The sequence below is a fragment of the Psychromonas sp. genome (assembly GCF_047632995.1).
GTDB lineage: Bacteria > Pseudomonadota > Gammaproteobacteria > Enterobacterales > Psychromonadaceae > Psychromonas.
In genome coordinates this window covers 1-14,934 of sequence record NZ_JBLIEK010000016.1, presented here as the reverse complement: position 1 = coordinate 14,934, position 14,934 = coordinate 1, and the positions used below count along the sequence as shown (strand labels likewise).

Here is a 14,934-nt window from a genome sequence, read left to right as displayed (position 1 = left end):
AGCACCTCCCCTCTTTATTAAAACAGACGATTCAGACCATTTAAAGCGGCCACACGATAGGCTTCAGCCATGGTCGGATAGTTAAAAGTGGTATTAACAAAATATTCAATCGTGTTGGCCTTGCCCTTCTGCTCCATAATGGCTTGCCCGATATGAATAATTTCCGCCGCCCGCTCACCAAAGCAGTGTATTCCTAATATCTCTTTGCTTTCACGATGAAAAAGTATTTTTAAACTGCCGACTTCGCAGCCTAAGATCTGTGAGCGCGCTAAATCTTTAAACTGCGCACGCCCGACTTCATAAGGTATTTTTTGTTCGGTTAACATCTGCTCAGTTTTGCCCACCGAGCTAATTTCCGGAATAGTATAAATTCCCGTTGGAATATCTTTGATCAATTTCTTTTGACCTTCCCGGGTCAAAATAACATGCGCGGCAATTCTTCCCTGGTCATAAGCAGCACTGGCAAGACTCGGATAACCAATCACATCACCTATCGCATATATGTTTTTCACTTGGGTTTGATAGTGCTGATTAATTTCCAACTGCCCACGCTGATCTGCTTTTAAACCGACAGCATTTAAGTTTAATCTGTCTGTATTACCCGTCCGGCCATTGGCAAAAAGCAAACAATCTGCTTTCATTTTTTTGCCTGACTTAAATTCCAGCACCACGCTATTTTCTATCGAGGTCACTTTTTCATAGGCTTCATTATGACGGAGAATAATGCCTGAATTTCTAAAGTGATAAGAAAGTGCATCTGACATCTCTGCATCTAAAAATGATAACAAGCGATCTTGGGTATTAATCAGATCGGTTTTGACCCCTAAGCCTCTAAAAATAGAGGCGTATTCACAGCCAACAACGCCGGCGCCGTAAATAACAATATTTTTGGGCTGATAATCTAAAGAGAGGATGCTATCACTGTCATAAATATTATTGGATTTAAAATCAATATCTGGCGGATGGTAGGGCCGAGAGCCTGTGGCGATAATAATATCTTTAGCGCTGATCTGCTCCAATGAACCCTCTTTATTTTTAATAACAAGGGTATGCTCATCTATAAACGCGGCTTCACCAAAGTGTAAATCGCAGTTATTACGCTCATAAAAACTGCTGCGCATAGCAACCTGTTTACTAATAACCTGCTCGCTGTGCTGTAGCGCATCGGCAAAGGTAAAGGATTCCTTAACCTGATAGTGACGCGCGAAAAGCGTATTATTTTTAAGCTCAATCAGTTGACTGACACTATGACGCAATGACTTTGAAGGAATAGTTCCCCAGTGAGTACAGCCGCCGCCAATGTCACTATATTTTTCAACGACCGCAACACGCAAACCGCCTTTTGCCAGTTTCATTGCCGCCCCTTCCCCACCTGGACCGCTGCCAATTACAATGGCGTCATAGTCATAATTTTCGGGCTTAACACTTTTATTTTCATGATTGGGCATGGTAAACCTCTGAAAGAAATGTAGGATAGATATAAAATCCATTTATAACACAGTATTATTGTAAATAATCTACTAAGCTATGATTAAATATTTACTTAGTGAGCGTGCTTATCGCATTCTTGATTGCTATAAAATAAGCAGAGAAAAATATCTTCCCGCATGTTATTTTTAGCATTAATAAAAGTAAGATAATATCTCTTAAGGAAATAGCCCATGCATCAAAACACCATTTCTGTTAAATGGCTTGTTTATACGTTTTTAATTGGACTGTCGGCCAATGCCTGTTTTTCAATCTTAACCATAACACTTGCCTCTTTTTCTCCTTTCCCTTTTCTAACCCTGTTTTTTGCTGTGAATCATTTTTATCGGATTTATATCAAAGAAGCGCACAATGAAGTGACTATCCGCCCGGCCTGGGCTGCTTTTCTTATCGGTATTTTCTCTTATTCTGCTTTTCTCGCGGCACAGTACCCTGAACTAGGTTCAAACTTTATTTCAATTACCCTTACCTTACTGTTAAGTATCTGGTTAATGTACAAATTGATGTTTGGCGACAAACGTTACTCTGCATAAAATTAACCCACAAAAAAGAGGAGCAATTAAATTGCTCCCTTTTTTTATTGCCGGCTGTTTATAAATTCTTTAAACGCATCTCTAGGGAGGCGAGCAGATCCACTGAGCGCGCTTTAAGTTGCTGCAACGGCTCAGCCGGCGCGTAAGGATTAAATTCACCCAACTCAGGAAAGAGTTTACAAAATAAAACTTGCGGGTAGGTATTTATCGTATCCATAGTGACTGAATTTGGGGTTTTAAAGAAAACAAAAGAACCAATCTCATCAAAACGCTGTAGTTTTTCGATTAAACGCTCAGCGGTTAACGCCTCTAAAAAAAACTCCTCTTTATCGCTTTCGCCGCTCCATTCAGCCACAGTAATAAGCGCTCTAAATGGCAGTTGATCAGAGTCCTTGGCTTTTTCAATATAGATGGAATGCAACGCCATTCGGTCATCTTCTTGATTTAGTTTCAGCCCCATAAACTTAAAGGAGGGATGAGCAATTAACAATGCAGGCAACTGATTCGAAAAATACAGAGATAACTCTTCACTATTGCTCATAAAAAACTCCAGCAAAATATATTTGAGGTTTTACCTGAAATACAACAATATAAAAAAAGACTATTTGTATTAGCTTAACTTATACGGTTTACTTTACAAGTTATTGGATATTATTGAAGGATTAAAAATGGAATATACGACACGCGAACTCGCGAAGAACAAAAACATAGCACTGGTTGCACACGATAATATGAAAGCAGAGCTATTAGCCTGGTCAGGGAGACGCTGCGAAGCTTTAAAATTACACCATCTCTATGCGACAGGCACAACCGGATCGCTAATATCAAAAGAACTCGGTTTACCGATTAAATGTTTCTTCTCAGGTCCAATGGGTGGCGATCAGCAACTTGGCGCAAAAATAGCGGAGGGGGAAATAGATGTTCTTATTTTCTTTTGGGATCCTATGAATGCGGTGCCGCACGATCCGGATGTAAAAGCATTATTACGTTTAGCAACCGTATGGAATATTCCGGTTGCAAACAATATAGCAACCGCTGATTTTATTATGGATTCAATCCATATTAATAATAACTATCATACCCGTGTACCTGATTATCAAGGTTACTTAAGCGAACGCACCCGATAGCGATAAACAACCCTCTAATAAAAAGGCGCTCAATTTGCAAACTCTTACTGATATTTACATTTATCCTATTAAATCGGTTAAGGCGATCAGTCAACCAGCCGCACACGTTGAAGAAAAAGGATTACATTTTGATCGCCGTTATATGTTGATTGATGAGCAGGGGAAATTCATCACAGGTAGAACGCACCCGCAATTAACACAGATAGAGGTGCAGTTTTCGCGAAAATTGTTGCTGGTCAGCGGCCCTAATATGCCAATATTAACCATCAACCCGGATAACTTCACTCAAGAGATACAGACAAGCCAGGTGTGGGAGGACAATGTCAATGCCATACATTGTCATCATGATTACGATCTGTGGTTTTCAGACTATCTACAACAGCCCTGCAGCTTGGTATTTTTTGGTAAGGAAACACAACGGCTTATAAAAAACCGCGACACGCAGGTCTCCTTTGCAGACGGTTACCCGCTACTGCTAGTAAACCAGACCTCGGTTGATTTCCTTAATGCACGTTTACAAAGCCCGGTAACAGCACTGCATTTCCGCCCAAATATTGTTGTTAATGGTGATTTTCCCTTTATTGAGGATAGCTGGGCACGCATTAAGATTGGCGAAGTGGAGTTTGAGGTAAGCAAACCTTGTTCACGTTGTTTGTTTATTAATGTAGATCCGCAAAGCGGCAAGGCAGATAAAGAGGAGCCTTTAAATACCCTGGCAAAATTTCGTTACCACCAGGGTAATATTGATTTTGGGCAGAACCTGATCCCGCTTAATAGCGGCATGATACGCGCTGGCGATGAAATAAAGATATTAACCACCCAGGCCGCCCCCTTTTATAGTGCGAAACAAGATCAGCAGAGCAGTAATAAAAAAGACATTGAGATACATTATCAAGGTGCCGCTGTTACCGTGACGGGCGATAATCAGCAGTTATTATTAGATCAAGCAGAGCAAGCCGGTATTGATATTCCCTACTCATGCCGCGGCGGCCAATGCGGATCCTGCAAGGTAAAACTAATAGAAGGCGAAGTGATGACACTGAACAACCAGGGATTAAGTGAGGCAGAGATAGAGCAAGGTTATATTCTTGCTTGTAGCTGCATTCCTTTATCTGATATAACGATTAATTATTAGGGGATATTATGAGCACAGAGATAGATCAAACAGATATTCCAGCAAACGATACAGACAAGCTTATTGAGGTACTGGGGTTAACCAATAATATCAATGAAGCAGGCTATATTCTGCCTGATGGACGTCTATTACATCTAGATCGCAGCAACTGCTTTAAACGCAAAAACCACTTAGATGTATTAAAGCTGTTACCCGCTTTTCTGGGGCAAGAACACTCTATTATTGATACCGATATGATAGCTTTTATGGCCAAAGAGAAGCTGGTGCGTTTTTGTATCGACGGTAAAATTCATACTGCCGTTAAACCGACATCCGCGCAACTGCGAAAGATATATACAGTATTAGCTTATCGCTCCAATCCATTTGAAATTATTATCTCCAATGCGGCGGGCATGACATTGGCGCAGCATACCGTTTCTGGGCCGAGCATGAGCGCCTTGGTCAATATTTTTAACGCTTATGCCGCTAAAGAACAGGGACATTTCTCGGAAGATGAGTTTTGTATTGAAGAAGATGAAAATTATTTTACGCTAACCTTTCGTCCGGCCATGAGAACCGTTGCCAGAATGAATAAAAAAAGCAAGATGATCAAAATCGAGCCCACGTTTAAAGCAGCAACACAGCTATTTATGAAATTGGTGAAGCAATCTCGCGCTGAACAATAACGCATGAAAGCCTCTGAAACTATTTCAGAGGCTTATACCCATTCTCAACCTCACGCCTAGCGCCTGCTCTCCTCACTGCGTTTTATTTGTGTACCTTCTTGGGTATAACAATCAATAACGTTCAAAGAGCTTTAACAATGCATCACTATTATCAGGTGCAAACTTCTCTTCCTGATCCGGCCCGTAGACACTGTCGGCCAATCTCTGCTTACGTGCCTGCAGGGCTAACACCCGCTCCTCAACCGTTTGCTCACAAATCAATTTATAAACAAAAACAGGTTTATCCTGACCAATACGATGGGCGCGATCTGTTGCCTGTTTTTCAACCGCAGGGTTCCACCAGGGATCATAGTGAATAACAGTATCTGCCGCAGTGAGATTGAGCCCCACACCACCAGCCTTTAAGGAGATCAGGAATACTGGCACCTGACCCGATTGGAACTTATCAATCACTTCTGTTCTATTACGTGTTTGCCCGGTTAACTTAACAAAATCAATGCCTCTGTCCTGCAGAGATTGCTCAATCAAGCCGAGCATCTGTGCAAATTGAGAGAAGATTAAAATACGTCGCCCCTCTTCAATCATTTCAGGAACAATCTCCATCAAAAAGTCCAATTTAGCTGAGCTTTTAATATGTTGAGCATGCTCCAATTTCACCAGGCGCGGATCACAACAAGCCTGACGCAATTTAAGTAGCGCATCTAAAAACTCAATGCGGCTTCTTGCCATCCCTTTTTCTTTAAGTAGATCGCGGACTTTTGCTTCCATGGTGATACGGATGCTTTCATATAAGGTGCGTTGATCATTGGGTAACACAATCTTGTGGACGATTTCTGTTTTTTCGGGTAACTCTTTCGCCACTTCATCTTTAGTGCGGCGTAATAAAAAGGGCTGCGTCTTCTGGATTAACCAACTTTGTACTTGCTGATTACCTTCGCCTTCAATCCCTTTGCGATAAAAACGGTTAAAGGTGCTGTGCGTACCTAAAAATCCAGGCATTAAGAAATCAAACAGAGACCAAAGCTCGCCTAAGTGATTTTCCATCGGCGTACCCGTTAAACATAAACGCTGAGTTGCATTGAGTTGTTTGATGCTTTTGGTCATCTTCGCCAGTGGGTTTTTAATCGTTTGCGCTTCATCAAGAATCAGATCAGAAAAGGTCACCTCTTGAAGCTGGCTAAAATCTCGTGCGATTAACGGGTAGGTAGTAATCACCAGATCATAATCGCGCAGGGAAGCAAAATGTTGATGGCGATCGACACCATGTAACACCAGCACTTTTAGTGTTGGTGTAAATTTTAACGTTTCATTTAACCAGTTTCCGACCAAAGAGGTTGGGCAGATAACCAAAGCAGGATCGGTTAGTTGTTGCTGCTCTTTTTTATAGAGCAGATAGGCCAATGCTTGAATGGTTTTACCCAACCCCATATCATCGGCGAGTACGCCGGAAAAACCATATTCATTTAAGAAAACCAGCCAATTCAAACCAGTTAGTTGATAGTCTCGTAAGGTCGCATTGAGCTGCTCTGGTACTGTAACCTCCTGAATACCGGTAAAGTTAGTCAATTTTTCAGCTAATGCTTTTACATGTCCCCCACCTACCCAGCTGTTAATTTCAGGTAACTGTGCCAGCAATGACGCCTGGCTTTGTGGCAGATGTATGCTGTTGTGATTTACTTCACCCAACTCCTGCAAAATAGATAATACAGGTTGAATAGATTCACGTTTGATACGTAACGGTTTACCGTTAGGTTGTGCTAATAAGATATCAAAATCATGCTGTTGCCAATCTTCATTATTACGCAACCACTCAAGCAGTAGCGGTAATAACTCAATACGTTTGCCTTCAATTTCAATCGACACGCCTAAATCAAACCAGTGCCCCTGCTCTTCTATCGCAATATCAATGCTATCAATTTTTTCACTGGACAATTCCAGCTCAGGAGATATTTCAAACAACCAACCAAACACCTCTAGGCGCGCTTTATGTGCGGTTAATAATGATAACCACTGAAACGGTTGAGAACCACCGAGTTCAGGCGGTAAAATTCCCAATAAGTGGGCCTTTTTCGGCTGCTTAGGATCATACATCTGCGGATCCAATAAGCATAAATTTTCAAACTGTTTAAGCGCTAATAATTCATGCTCAATATCACGCTTAATGGTGATTATCTCATTGCCCAGCATAAACTGTGTACGTGTCGGTTCATCGATGATACTTGGATTTAAACTCAATTCACCGTAACGGAAAAATAACCGCGCGACAAACATGCGCTGCTCTTTGATGGTTCCTTCATTAAGCGAAAATACAACCTGTAACTTATCGTCAATTTCGCGACTGGGATAAGCTGTCGGGTTTGGCAAAACAGTTTGTGGGAAACGCAGAGATACTTCTTGAGTAAAGTGCTCACACTGTTTCTCCGCCAGGGGAGGGCTTTGTAATAAAGATAAAATCCAGTTGCGATCAAATTCACTTTTAATCTCACCAACCTCCCCCTTGTCAGTATCAATATAATAGGGGGTTGGTGTCGGTATTAGCAGCCAATTTTCACTCTCTTGCAGTGTCAGTTGCAGCTGTTTCAAATCTTCTTCTTGATCGAGCCATTGTAATGCCAGTTCTTTGCTTTCTCCACTTAACAGAGGCAATGACAAATTTTTCCAAAAACAGCGGCCTGTTGCTAATATTTTTTGCAATGCCAACAGATCATGTTCGTTATGGATAGTGGTTTTAGCTAATTTAGCAACACGTCCCTCTTTTGCTAAAAGCAGCTGTAAAATACTGACATCTTCTGGTTTTACCCATTTATAGCTTTCCATCCAGGTTTCATTTTCAACAACAGAGATAAGATCTTTGGCAGCGAACACACTGACATTTTCACTTTTTAGGAAACGCACTGATCCGTATTCCACTTGTAAATACTGCAATGAAGGATTGTAAGCACTTTTATTGAAAGAGAGACGGAAATAACCTTGATAGGCGCTTGTGCTCTGCACAGGGAGTTGTTTTTTGATCTGCCCTTTTAATAGCTCAAACCATGTCTGGTAACTGTTTTCGATATTGTAATTTGGCGTATTCGCCTGATAAGCGAGCAGCAACGCCACTGCATGTTTACAGTTCCAACCGACAGGACAAGTGCAACTGCTGTGAATTATAAATCCGCCTTTATTGGATTTTTTAATCGACGCACTGGTTTGATAAGGCGTATCTGAGGTACCTTTTACACTGCCACTAAGTTTATTACTCTGCTCATCATATTCACAAGATAGCACGCGACTTTCTTTAAAATAACGCGTACCGCGTTCAATAATATTACGACCGAAACTAGTGGAAATATCTTGCTGAGTAATCTTAGGCATCTATACAGACCAACTTAAAAATGGATCACTAATGATAGAGAGGTCAACTCGATAATGAAAGGATAATTATGAATATCTAACAAAAAAGCAAAATATTGTGGTTATAATAGCCTGTAAAATTAAATTACTTAAAATTACACTAAAAAATAGCGTAAATAAATACAAAGAAGACTACCTACCGTTAGTCTTTCAATTAGCCGAATAACTGCTGTTAGGGTCAATGTATTTGTAAATCAGAAAGAGAATTTCTACTGCCGGAGTAGCCAAAAAAATAACGATCCGGCCATACATCTCATCACTTTTAGCAAAAAAAAGATGATCATAGCAAAGCAGTTAGATAAGCCCCGCCCATAGGCCATTAAAAAAATAGGCAGATATATTGAGTACAGCTCGTTTTCTACATTTTCATTATGAGATATGTAATCGACTTTAGACTGATTAGTATGAGACCTTAAAATATGATTTGGAGTTTTTAATGGTAAAAAAAGCAAATAAAAAGATTCTTACCAGAAACTGGGTCGTTTTAATTTCCATCTATATAATTGGTCTCTTTATCATTTTATTCTCTATGTTCATGTCCGATTTGCAACATACCACTCTTTCTGCTTCACGATTTGAATCCTATGTAAAAAAACATAAAATGGCAGATATAAAAAATGAAGTGGAAAATAGAATTGACGAGATCAATTACGATCTGAATAATCTCCTTCTTATACAGAAGAGAACGATTAAAAATAAAATCAACTCAATAGAAAAGCTTCTTCTCTATTCTGATATACCCGCAATAGAAGATAAAGAGCTACGATTAAAAAAGACAGTTCAGAAGTATGAGCAGCTGATCTCTATAGATGAAGATTCGCTCTATTTTATCTTAAGTATCGATGGCGTAATGTTAAGGTCGGGGACTGATAATCGGCTCAATGGAAATAGTATCATTGATTTTAAAGATAGGGATGGCGTCTATTTTATCAGGGAGATGTTAAAATCGATGAACTCCCCCCAAGGTATCAATATAACCTATCGCTGGCCTAAAACAAAAGATGGGCAACCTAAGAAAAAGACCTCTTTTTGTAAATATATCCCTGAACTGAATATTATAATTGGCACTGGTTTTTATGAAGAGGATATTTTAAAAGAATTACAAAATTCCATCTACTCAAGGTTACAATATTATTATAAAGATAGTGAAAGTTATGTTTTTGTTAATCAGTTTGATGGGACCTCTTTAGTCCATGCTAATAAAAACTTAATTGGAAAAAATGTTAATGGAATAATGGATCAAAATGGCGAATCGATAGCCCGTAATTTTTTAAAGATTATAACCTCAGAAGGTAAAGGTTTTTTAACCTACCCCTATTATGAAAAAAATTCAGATAAAGTGAGTCAAAAAATATCTTATGTAGAATCTCTTGGGAATGACTGGGGTGCTTATATTGGAATGGGGTTTCATACTAACGACATATCAAATGAAATTAATCTGTATCAACTGTTTTTCAGGAATGAACATTTTAATGAATTAAAAGTTTCATTATTACTCTTTACTATTCTCTCTTTACTGATGTTTATCTTTACAAAGCGAGGGATTAATCTTCAGAGTAAATATATAAGACAGGAGGAGTTAATTTATGAAGAGCTATTTAAGTTATCCCCTGAATGTATTCTAATAATTTCAGACAAAGGAGAGGTTTTATATCAAAATAAACACTCACAAAAAATACTGGGTAACGATGTAAATAAAAAAGCAGGTCCCTTTGGATATTTAAATTACGATAGGACAAATGAAGGTTTTTTAATCATTACCAACAGTAAAAATAGAAGATATTATCTGGAATATAGAAATGAAGAAATTATCTATAAGAATATAGATTGTCAGCTCTATTTTATGAGAGATATAACAAAAGATTATTTAAAAGCAAACGAATTAAAACAGATGGCTCTGTTTGATGAATTAACTAATTTGCCTAACAGAAGACAACTGCTGAACGATTTTGAAGATATTTTCACTGCTGATTCCAATGTGGATTCAGTCGTATTTGGGATTATTGATCTTGACCATTTTAAGTTAGTAAACGATACATATGGGCATGATATTGGGGATGATGTTTTAAAAATACTTGCGTCATCATTTACTGCAAGGTTAAGAGAGGGTGATTATATTTACAGGTATGGTGGAGAGGAGTTTATAATTATACTTAAAAACATTGATATTAAACTAGCCGCTGATATTGTGAAAAATATAAATGATACCTTTAAAGCTGCATGTGAACGCCGGTTTGGATTCTCTGTAACATTCAGCGGCGGTATTTTATCAGTTAATAAAGAAGATTTTTATAATAAAAGTTTTGAGCTTCTTTTTAAAACTACAGATAATCTTTTATATGCTGCTAAAGAGGCAGGCCGCAATAGAATAGAGTTTTGAATAGGTTAAACTCTTAGAAAAGTGTTTATTTTCTGCGATTCTCTTTTATCGCTATACAGCTTTGCGGGCAAATAAAAAAGGAGCCATAAGCTCCATTATTATTTTCAGCTCAGTTTAAGCTTTATGAAATGTTCGGGCCTAACCAGCGCTCTGCCGTTAGTAAATCCCAGCCTTTACGCTGCGCATAATCTTCTAGCTGATCCTGCTGAATTTGTGCAACGGCAAAATAACGACTGTCAGGATGCGAGAAAATCCATCCCGAAACCGCAGCTCCCGGGAACATCGCATAACTGCTGGTTAACTCCATTCCTATCTGCTGCTCGACATTCATCAAATCCCAAATCACTTGCTTTTCGGTATGCTCAGGACATGCTGCATAACCGGGAGCCGGGCGAATACCCTGGTATTTTTCACGAATCAGATCATCCTTTTCTAAGGTTTCATCTGCGGCAAATCCCCAATACTCTTTGCGGGTTTTCTGGTGCAGATATTCAGCAAAGGCCTCAGCTAAACGGTCACAAATGGCTTGCACCAGAATCGCATTGTAATCATCATTATTGGCTTTATAACGCTCCGCCACTTCCCGTTCGCCAATACCGCCAGTGACAGCAAATGCGCCAATATAATCGGCAATACCCGATGATTTAGGCGCAATATAATCTGCTAAACAGTGATTTACAAAGGGTGATTTTTTCTCACTTTGCTGGCGCAGATGATGACTCACTTGTAATATTTCACTGCGCGACTGATCTGTGTAAATTTCAATATCATCACCCACACTGTTTGCAGGAAAAATGCCGACAATACCGTTGGCAGATATTTCGCCTTGTGCTTCAACTGTATCTAACATTGTCAGTGCATCGGCAAATAAACGCTTAGCTTCTTCACCAACAACCTCATCCTCAAGAATTCTCGGATACTTGCCTGCCAGTCCCCAGGTCAAAAAGAAGGGGGTCCAGTCTATATATTCACGCAAGGTGTTAATAGACATCTGTTTAATAACCTGCACACCCAGTTGATTTGGTACGGTTGGTTGATAATTCGCCCAATCAATTTTAGCTGCGTTAGCACGCGCTCGCTGCAGTGAAACAGGTGCGCTACGAGGACGTCTATTGGCATATTGCTCACGTACCCGCACATAATCTTCATCCAGTTTTTTAACAAATTCTGGTTTATTGACAGGGTTTAATAATTTCTGACAAACCCCGACTGCACGAGATGCATTCGAGACATAGACCACTGGCTGATCGTAATTCTGCTCTATTTTTACTGCGGTATGGGCTTTAGAGGTCGTTGCACCACCAATCAGTAACGGCAGTTGCATACCTTGGCGTTGCATCTCCTTGGCAACATACACCATTTCATCTAAGGATGGGGTAATTAGGCCGGATAAACCAATCAAATCTGCCTTTTCTGCAATAGCTGTTTTAATAATTTTTTCAGTTGGCACCATTACACCGAGATCGATAATTTCGTAATTATTACACTGCAGAATAACACCGACAATATTTTTACCAATATCGTGCACATCACCTTTCACCGTGGCCATCACGATTTTACCGTTGGTCGCACCGACCGCTTTAGTTTCTTCAATATAAGGGTTGAGATAAGCCACAGCCTGTTTCATAACACGTGCCGACTTAACCACTTGTGGTAAAAACATTTTTCCGTCACCAAAGAGGTCGCCAACAATATTCATACCATCCATTAACGGCCCTTCAATCACGTCAATGGGCATTTTCGCATTGGCGCGCGCTTGTTCCGTATCTTCCACAATAAACTCGGTAATACCTTTCACTAAAGAATGGGCAATACGTTCGTTAACGGGCAGGTTACGCCATTCTAAGGCCTTGCCGTCATCCACTTTTTCACTGCCGGAATCTCTGTATTTTTCTGCCAGATCCAGTAAATTATCCGTTGCATCCGGGCTGGTATTTAAAATAATAGCTTCAACAGACTCTTTTAACTCTTTTGGGATATCATCATAAATGGCCAATTGCGCCGCGTTGACAATGCCCATATCCATACCATTTTGGATACAGTGATAGAGAAACACGGCATGAATAGCTTCACGAACGGGGTTATTGCCCCGAAAAGAGAAAGAAACATTAGAGACGCCACCTGAGATCATCACATGGGGTAGCTGCGTTTTAATATCTTTAACCGCTTCGATAAAATCAACCGCATAATTGTTATGATCGGAAATACCCGTGGCCACAGCAAAAATATTGGGATCAAAAATAATATCTTCCGGCGGGAACCCCACCTGATTGACTAAAATATCGTAGGAACGTTTACAAATATCAAATTTACGGGCGCGTGTATCGGCTTGCCCATCTTCATCAAAAGCCATTACAATCACAGCAAAACCATAACGGCGGATTAACTTAGCCTGAGCAATAAAATTATCAACCCCCTCTTTCATACTGATCGAGTTAACAATCCCTTTACCCTGGACGCACTTCATCCCCTCTTCTAAAATCTCCCATTTCGAAGAGTCGATCATAATTGGCACACGAGAAATATCAGGCTCAGAGGCACATAAATTAAGAAACCGTTTCATTGCATACAATGAATCAAGCATCGCTTCATCCATATTGATATCGATAATATTGGCGCCTGCTGTCACTTGATGCAGTGCGACATCTAACGCTTCATCATAAAGCTCGTCCATGATTAAGCGCTTAAAACGAGCAGAGCCGGTTACATTGGTACGCTCGCCAACATTTTGAAAGAGCGAATCTTTGCGGATGGTTAATGCTTCTAATCCGCTTAATCGGCAGGCAATTTCAAGCTCAGGCAGGGCGCGCGGTTTTACGCCGGCAACAGCATCAGCCATCGCTTTAATATGAGCGGGCGTCGTGCCGCAACAGCCACCGACTAAATTTAAAAAACCACTTTCTGCCCACTCTTTAATATGGGCAGCCATTTCATCGGCTTCTAAATCGTATTCGCCAAAGGCATTGGGTAAACCCGCATTCGGGTGTGCTGAAACATAAGTTTCTGAAATCTTCGATATCTCCTGCACATATTGGCGCAGTTCCTCGGGCCCAAGAGCACAGTTCAAACCAAATGAGATAGGCTCAATATGGCGTAATGAGTTGTAAAAGGCTTCGGTTGTTTGCCCGGAAAGGGTACGCCCGGAAGCATCGGTTATGGTACCGGAGATCATTACTGGTAATTTATAACCGAGCTCATCAAAAACACCACTCACCGCGAAAGCTGCTGCTTTTGCATTGAGCGTATCAAAAATAGTCTCAATTAAAATCAGGTCACATCCACCTTCAATTAACGCACGGGTTGATTCGCTGTACGCCTCAACTAACTCATCAAAACTTACATTACGAAATGCAGGATCGTTTACATCCGGGGAGATTGAACAGGTACGGTTTGTTGGACCTAAAACGCCGGCCACAAAACGCGGCCGATCGGGTGTTTCTGCGCTTTTTTGGTCGGCAACCTGACGCGCTAAACGAGCGGCTTCGCGATTTATTTCTGCAGATAACGACTGCATTTGATAATCAGCCATGGCAATAGTTGTTGCATTGAAGGTATTCGTTTCCAGAATATCCGCCCCCGCATCAAGGTATTCACGATGAATATCGGCAATCACCTGAGGCTGAGTTAACACCAGTAAATCATTATTGCCTTTAACGTCACACGACCAATCGGCAAAACGTTCGCCGCGATAATCCTCTTCTTCAAACTTATAAGACTGGATCATGGTTCCCATGGCTCCATCAATAAGAAGGATATGTTTTTCTAATTGTGCTTTGATAAGTGCGCTACGATCGTCAACTGACATAGAGTTCCCTGCTGTTTCTGCTAAGACGTGTTTGCATTTATATTAACATGAAAGCATTCTATATTTACGCCAGAAAAGCCGCCTCTGATTGAAATATTTTGCTATAAATTATGAAGAAATTGATAGTTGCTATAAAAGAACAAAAATAATCGCAGGGATAAATTGGCGGGCAAATAACCGAATAAAAGCGAGGTATAAAAAAAGCGAACTAGAAACAGCTCGCTTTGAATTAAAAAGAACATTGTAATGTCATCATAATAAATAGTATTTATAGTTTTTTGCTCGTTGATCTTTTACCATCCTTCAGTACTGTACTCCATTAATCTGAATAAACATAAACAACTACAAAAAACAGGTTTACCCTCGAAACAGATCTAAAATACAAAGATCAAACATTCACTCAAT

General features: G+C 40.1%; 9 protein-coding genes. 5 read left to right on the top strand and 4 right to left on the bottom strand.

What is annotated here, in order from left to right:
- Positions 1-17: 17 nt before the first annotated feature.
- Positions 18-1,448, bottom strand: a complete 1,431-nt coding sequence (sthA, locus tag ACJAT7_RS04720; RefSeq protein ID WP_415225646.1) for a Si-specific NAD(P)(+) transhydrogenase — start codon at positions 1,446-1,448, stop codon at positions 18-20.
- Between the two features lie 213 nt (positions 1,449-1,661).
- On the opposite strand from sthA, the gene ACJAT7_RS04715 reads away from it, so the two are divergent.
- Complete coding sequence (locus tag ACJAT7_RS04715) at positions 1,662-2,021, top strand: YijD family membrane protein (RefSeq protein ID WP_415225645.1); 360 nt, start codon at positions 1,662-1,664, stop codon at positions 2,019-2,021.
- 58 nt (positions 2,022-2,079) lie between these two features.
- On the opposite strand, the gene ACJAT7_RS04710 is transcribed toward ACJAT7_RS04715, so the two are convergent.
- The gene (locus tag ACJAT7_RS04710) at positions 2,080-2,562 is read right to left on the bottom strand and encodes a hypothetical protein (RefSeq protein WP_415225644.1); all 483 of its coding nucleotides are present in this window, start codon (positions 2,560-2,562) and stop codon (positions 2,080-2,082) included.
- Between the two features lie 127 nt (positions 2,563-2,689).
- On the opposite strand from ACJAT7_RS04710, the gene ACJAT7_RS04705 reads away from it, so the two are divergent.
- The 3 genes from ACJAT7_RS04705 to ACJAT7_RS04695 are packed head-to-tail and all read left to right on the top strand — an operon-like array spanning position 2,690 to position 4,948.
- Positions 2,690-3,148, top strand: a complete 459-nt coding sequence (locus tag ACJAT7_RS04705) for a methylglyoxal synthase (protein WP_415225643.1) — start codon at positions 2,690-2,692, stop codon at positions 3,146-3,148.
- Between the two features lie 34 nt (positions 3,149-3,182).
- A complete protein-coding gene (locus tag ACJAT7_RS04700) occupies positions 3,183-4,283 on the top strand; it encodes a YcbX family protein (protein WP_415225642.1) in 1,101 nt (366 codons plus the stop codon).
- 8 nt (positions 4,284-4,291) lie between these two features.
- Positions 4,292-4,948 (top strand): hypothetical protein, encoded by a 657-nt coding sequence (locus tag ACJAT7_RS04695; protein WP_415225641.1) that lies wholly within the window; start codon positions 4,292-4,294, stop codon positions 4,946-4,948.
- A gap of 111 nt (positions 4,949-5,059) precedes the next feature.
- On the opposite strand, the gene ACJAT7_RS04690 is transcribed toward ACJAT7_RS04695, so the two are convergent.
- Positions 5,060-8,305 (bottom strand): SNF2-related protein, encoded by a 3,246-nt coding sequence (locus tag ACJAT7_RS04690; protein WP_415225640.1) that lies wholly within the window; start codon positions 8,303-8,305, stop codon positions 5,060-5,062.
- Between the two features lie 475 nt (positions 8,306-8,780).
- Between ACJAT7_RS04690 and ACJAT7_RS04685 the strand changes: the two genes are divergently transcribed.
- Positions 8,781-10,724 carry a cache domain-containing protein gene (locus ACJAT7_RS04685; RefSeq protein WP_415225639.1) on the top strand — a complete coding sequence of 648 codons (1,944 nt, stop codon included), beginning with the start codon at positions 8,781-8,783 and terminating at the stop codon, positions 10,722-10,724.
- Positions 10,725-10,845: 121 nt separating this feature from the next.
- On the opposite strand, the gene metH is transcribed toward ACJAT7_RS04685, so the two are convergent.
- Positions 10,846-14,529 carry a methionine synthase gene (gene metH / locus ACJAT7_RS04680; protein ID WP_415225638.1) on the bottom strand — a complete coding sequence of 1,228 codons (3,684 nt, stop codon included), beginning with the start codon at positions 14,527-14,529 and terminating at the stop codon, positions 10,846-10,848.
- Positions 14,530-14,934 lie beyond the last annotated feature (405 nt).

Bases quoted from the DNA above. Each gene is read 5' to 3' on its own strand.
- sthA (WP_415225646.1), bottom strand. From the start codon at position 1,448: ATGCCCAATCATGAAAATAAAAGTGTTAAGCCCGAAAATTATGACTAT.
- ACJAT7_RS04715 (WP_415225645.1), top strand. From the start codon at position 1,662: ATGCATCAAAACACCATTTCTGTTAAATGGCTTGTTTATACGTTTTTA.
- ACJAT7_RS04690 (WP_415225640.1), bottom strand. From the start codon at position 8,305: ATGCCTAAGATTACTCAGCAAGATATTTCCACTAGTTTCGGTCGTAAT.
- ACJAT7_RS04710 (WP_415225644.1), bottom strand. From the start codon at position 2,562: ATGAGCAATAGTGAAGAGTTATCTCTGTATTTTTCGAATCAGTTGCCT.
- ACJAT7_RS04705 (WP_415225643.1), top strand. From the start codon at position 2,690: ATGGAATATACGACACGCGAACTCGCGAAGAACAAAAACATAGCACTG.
- ACJAT7_RS04685 (WP_415225639.1), top strand. From the start codon at position 8,781: ATGGTAAAAAAAGCAAATAAAAAGATTCTTACCAGAAACTGGGTCGTT.
- ACJAT7_RS04695 (WP_415225641.1), top strand. From the start codon at position 4,292: ATGAGCACAGAGATAGATCAAACAGATATTCCAGCAAACGATACAGAC.
- metH (WP_415225638.1), bottom strand. From the start codon at position 14,529: ATGTCAGTTGACGATCGTAGCGCACTTATCAAAGCACAATTAGAAAAA.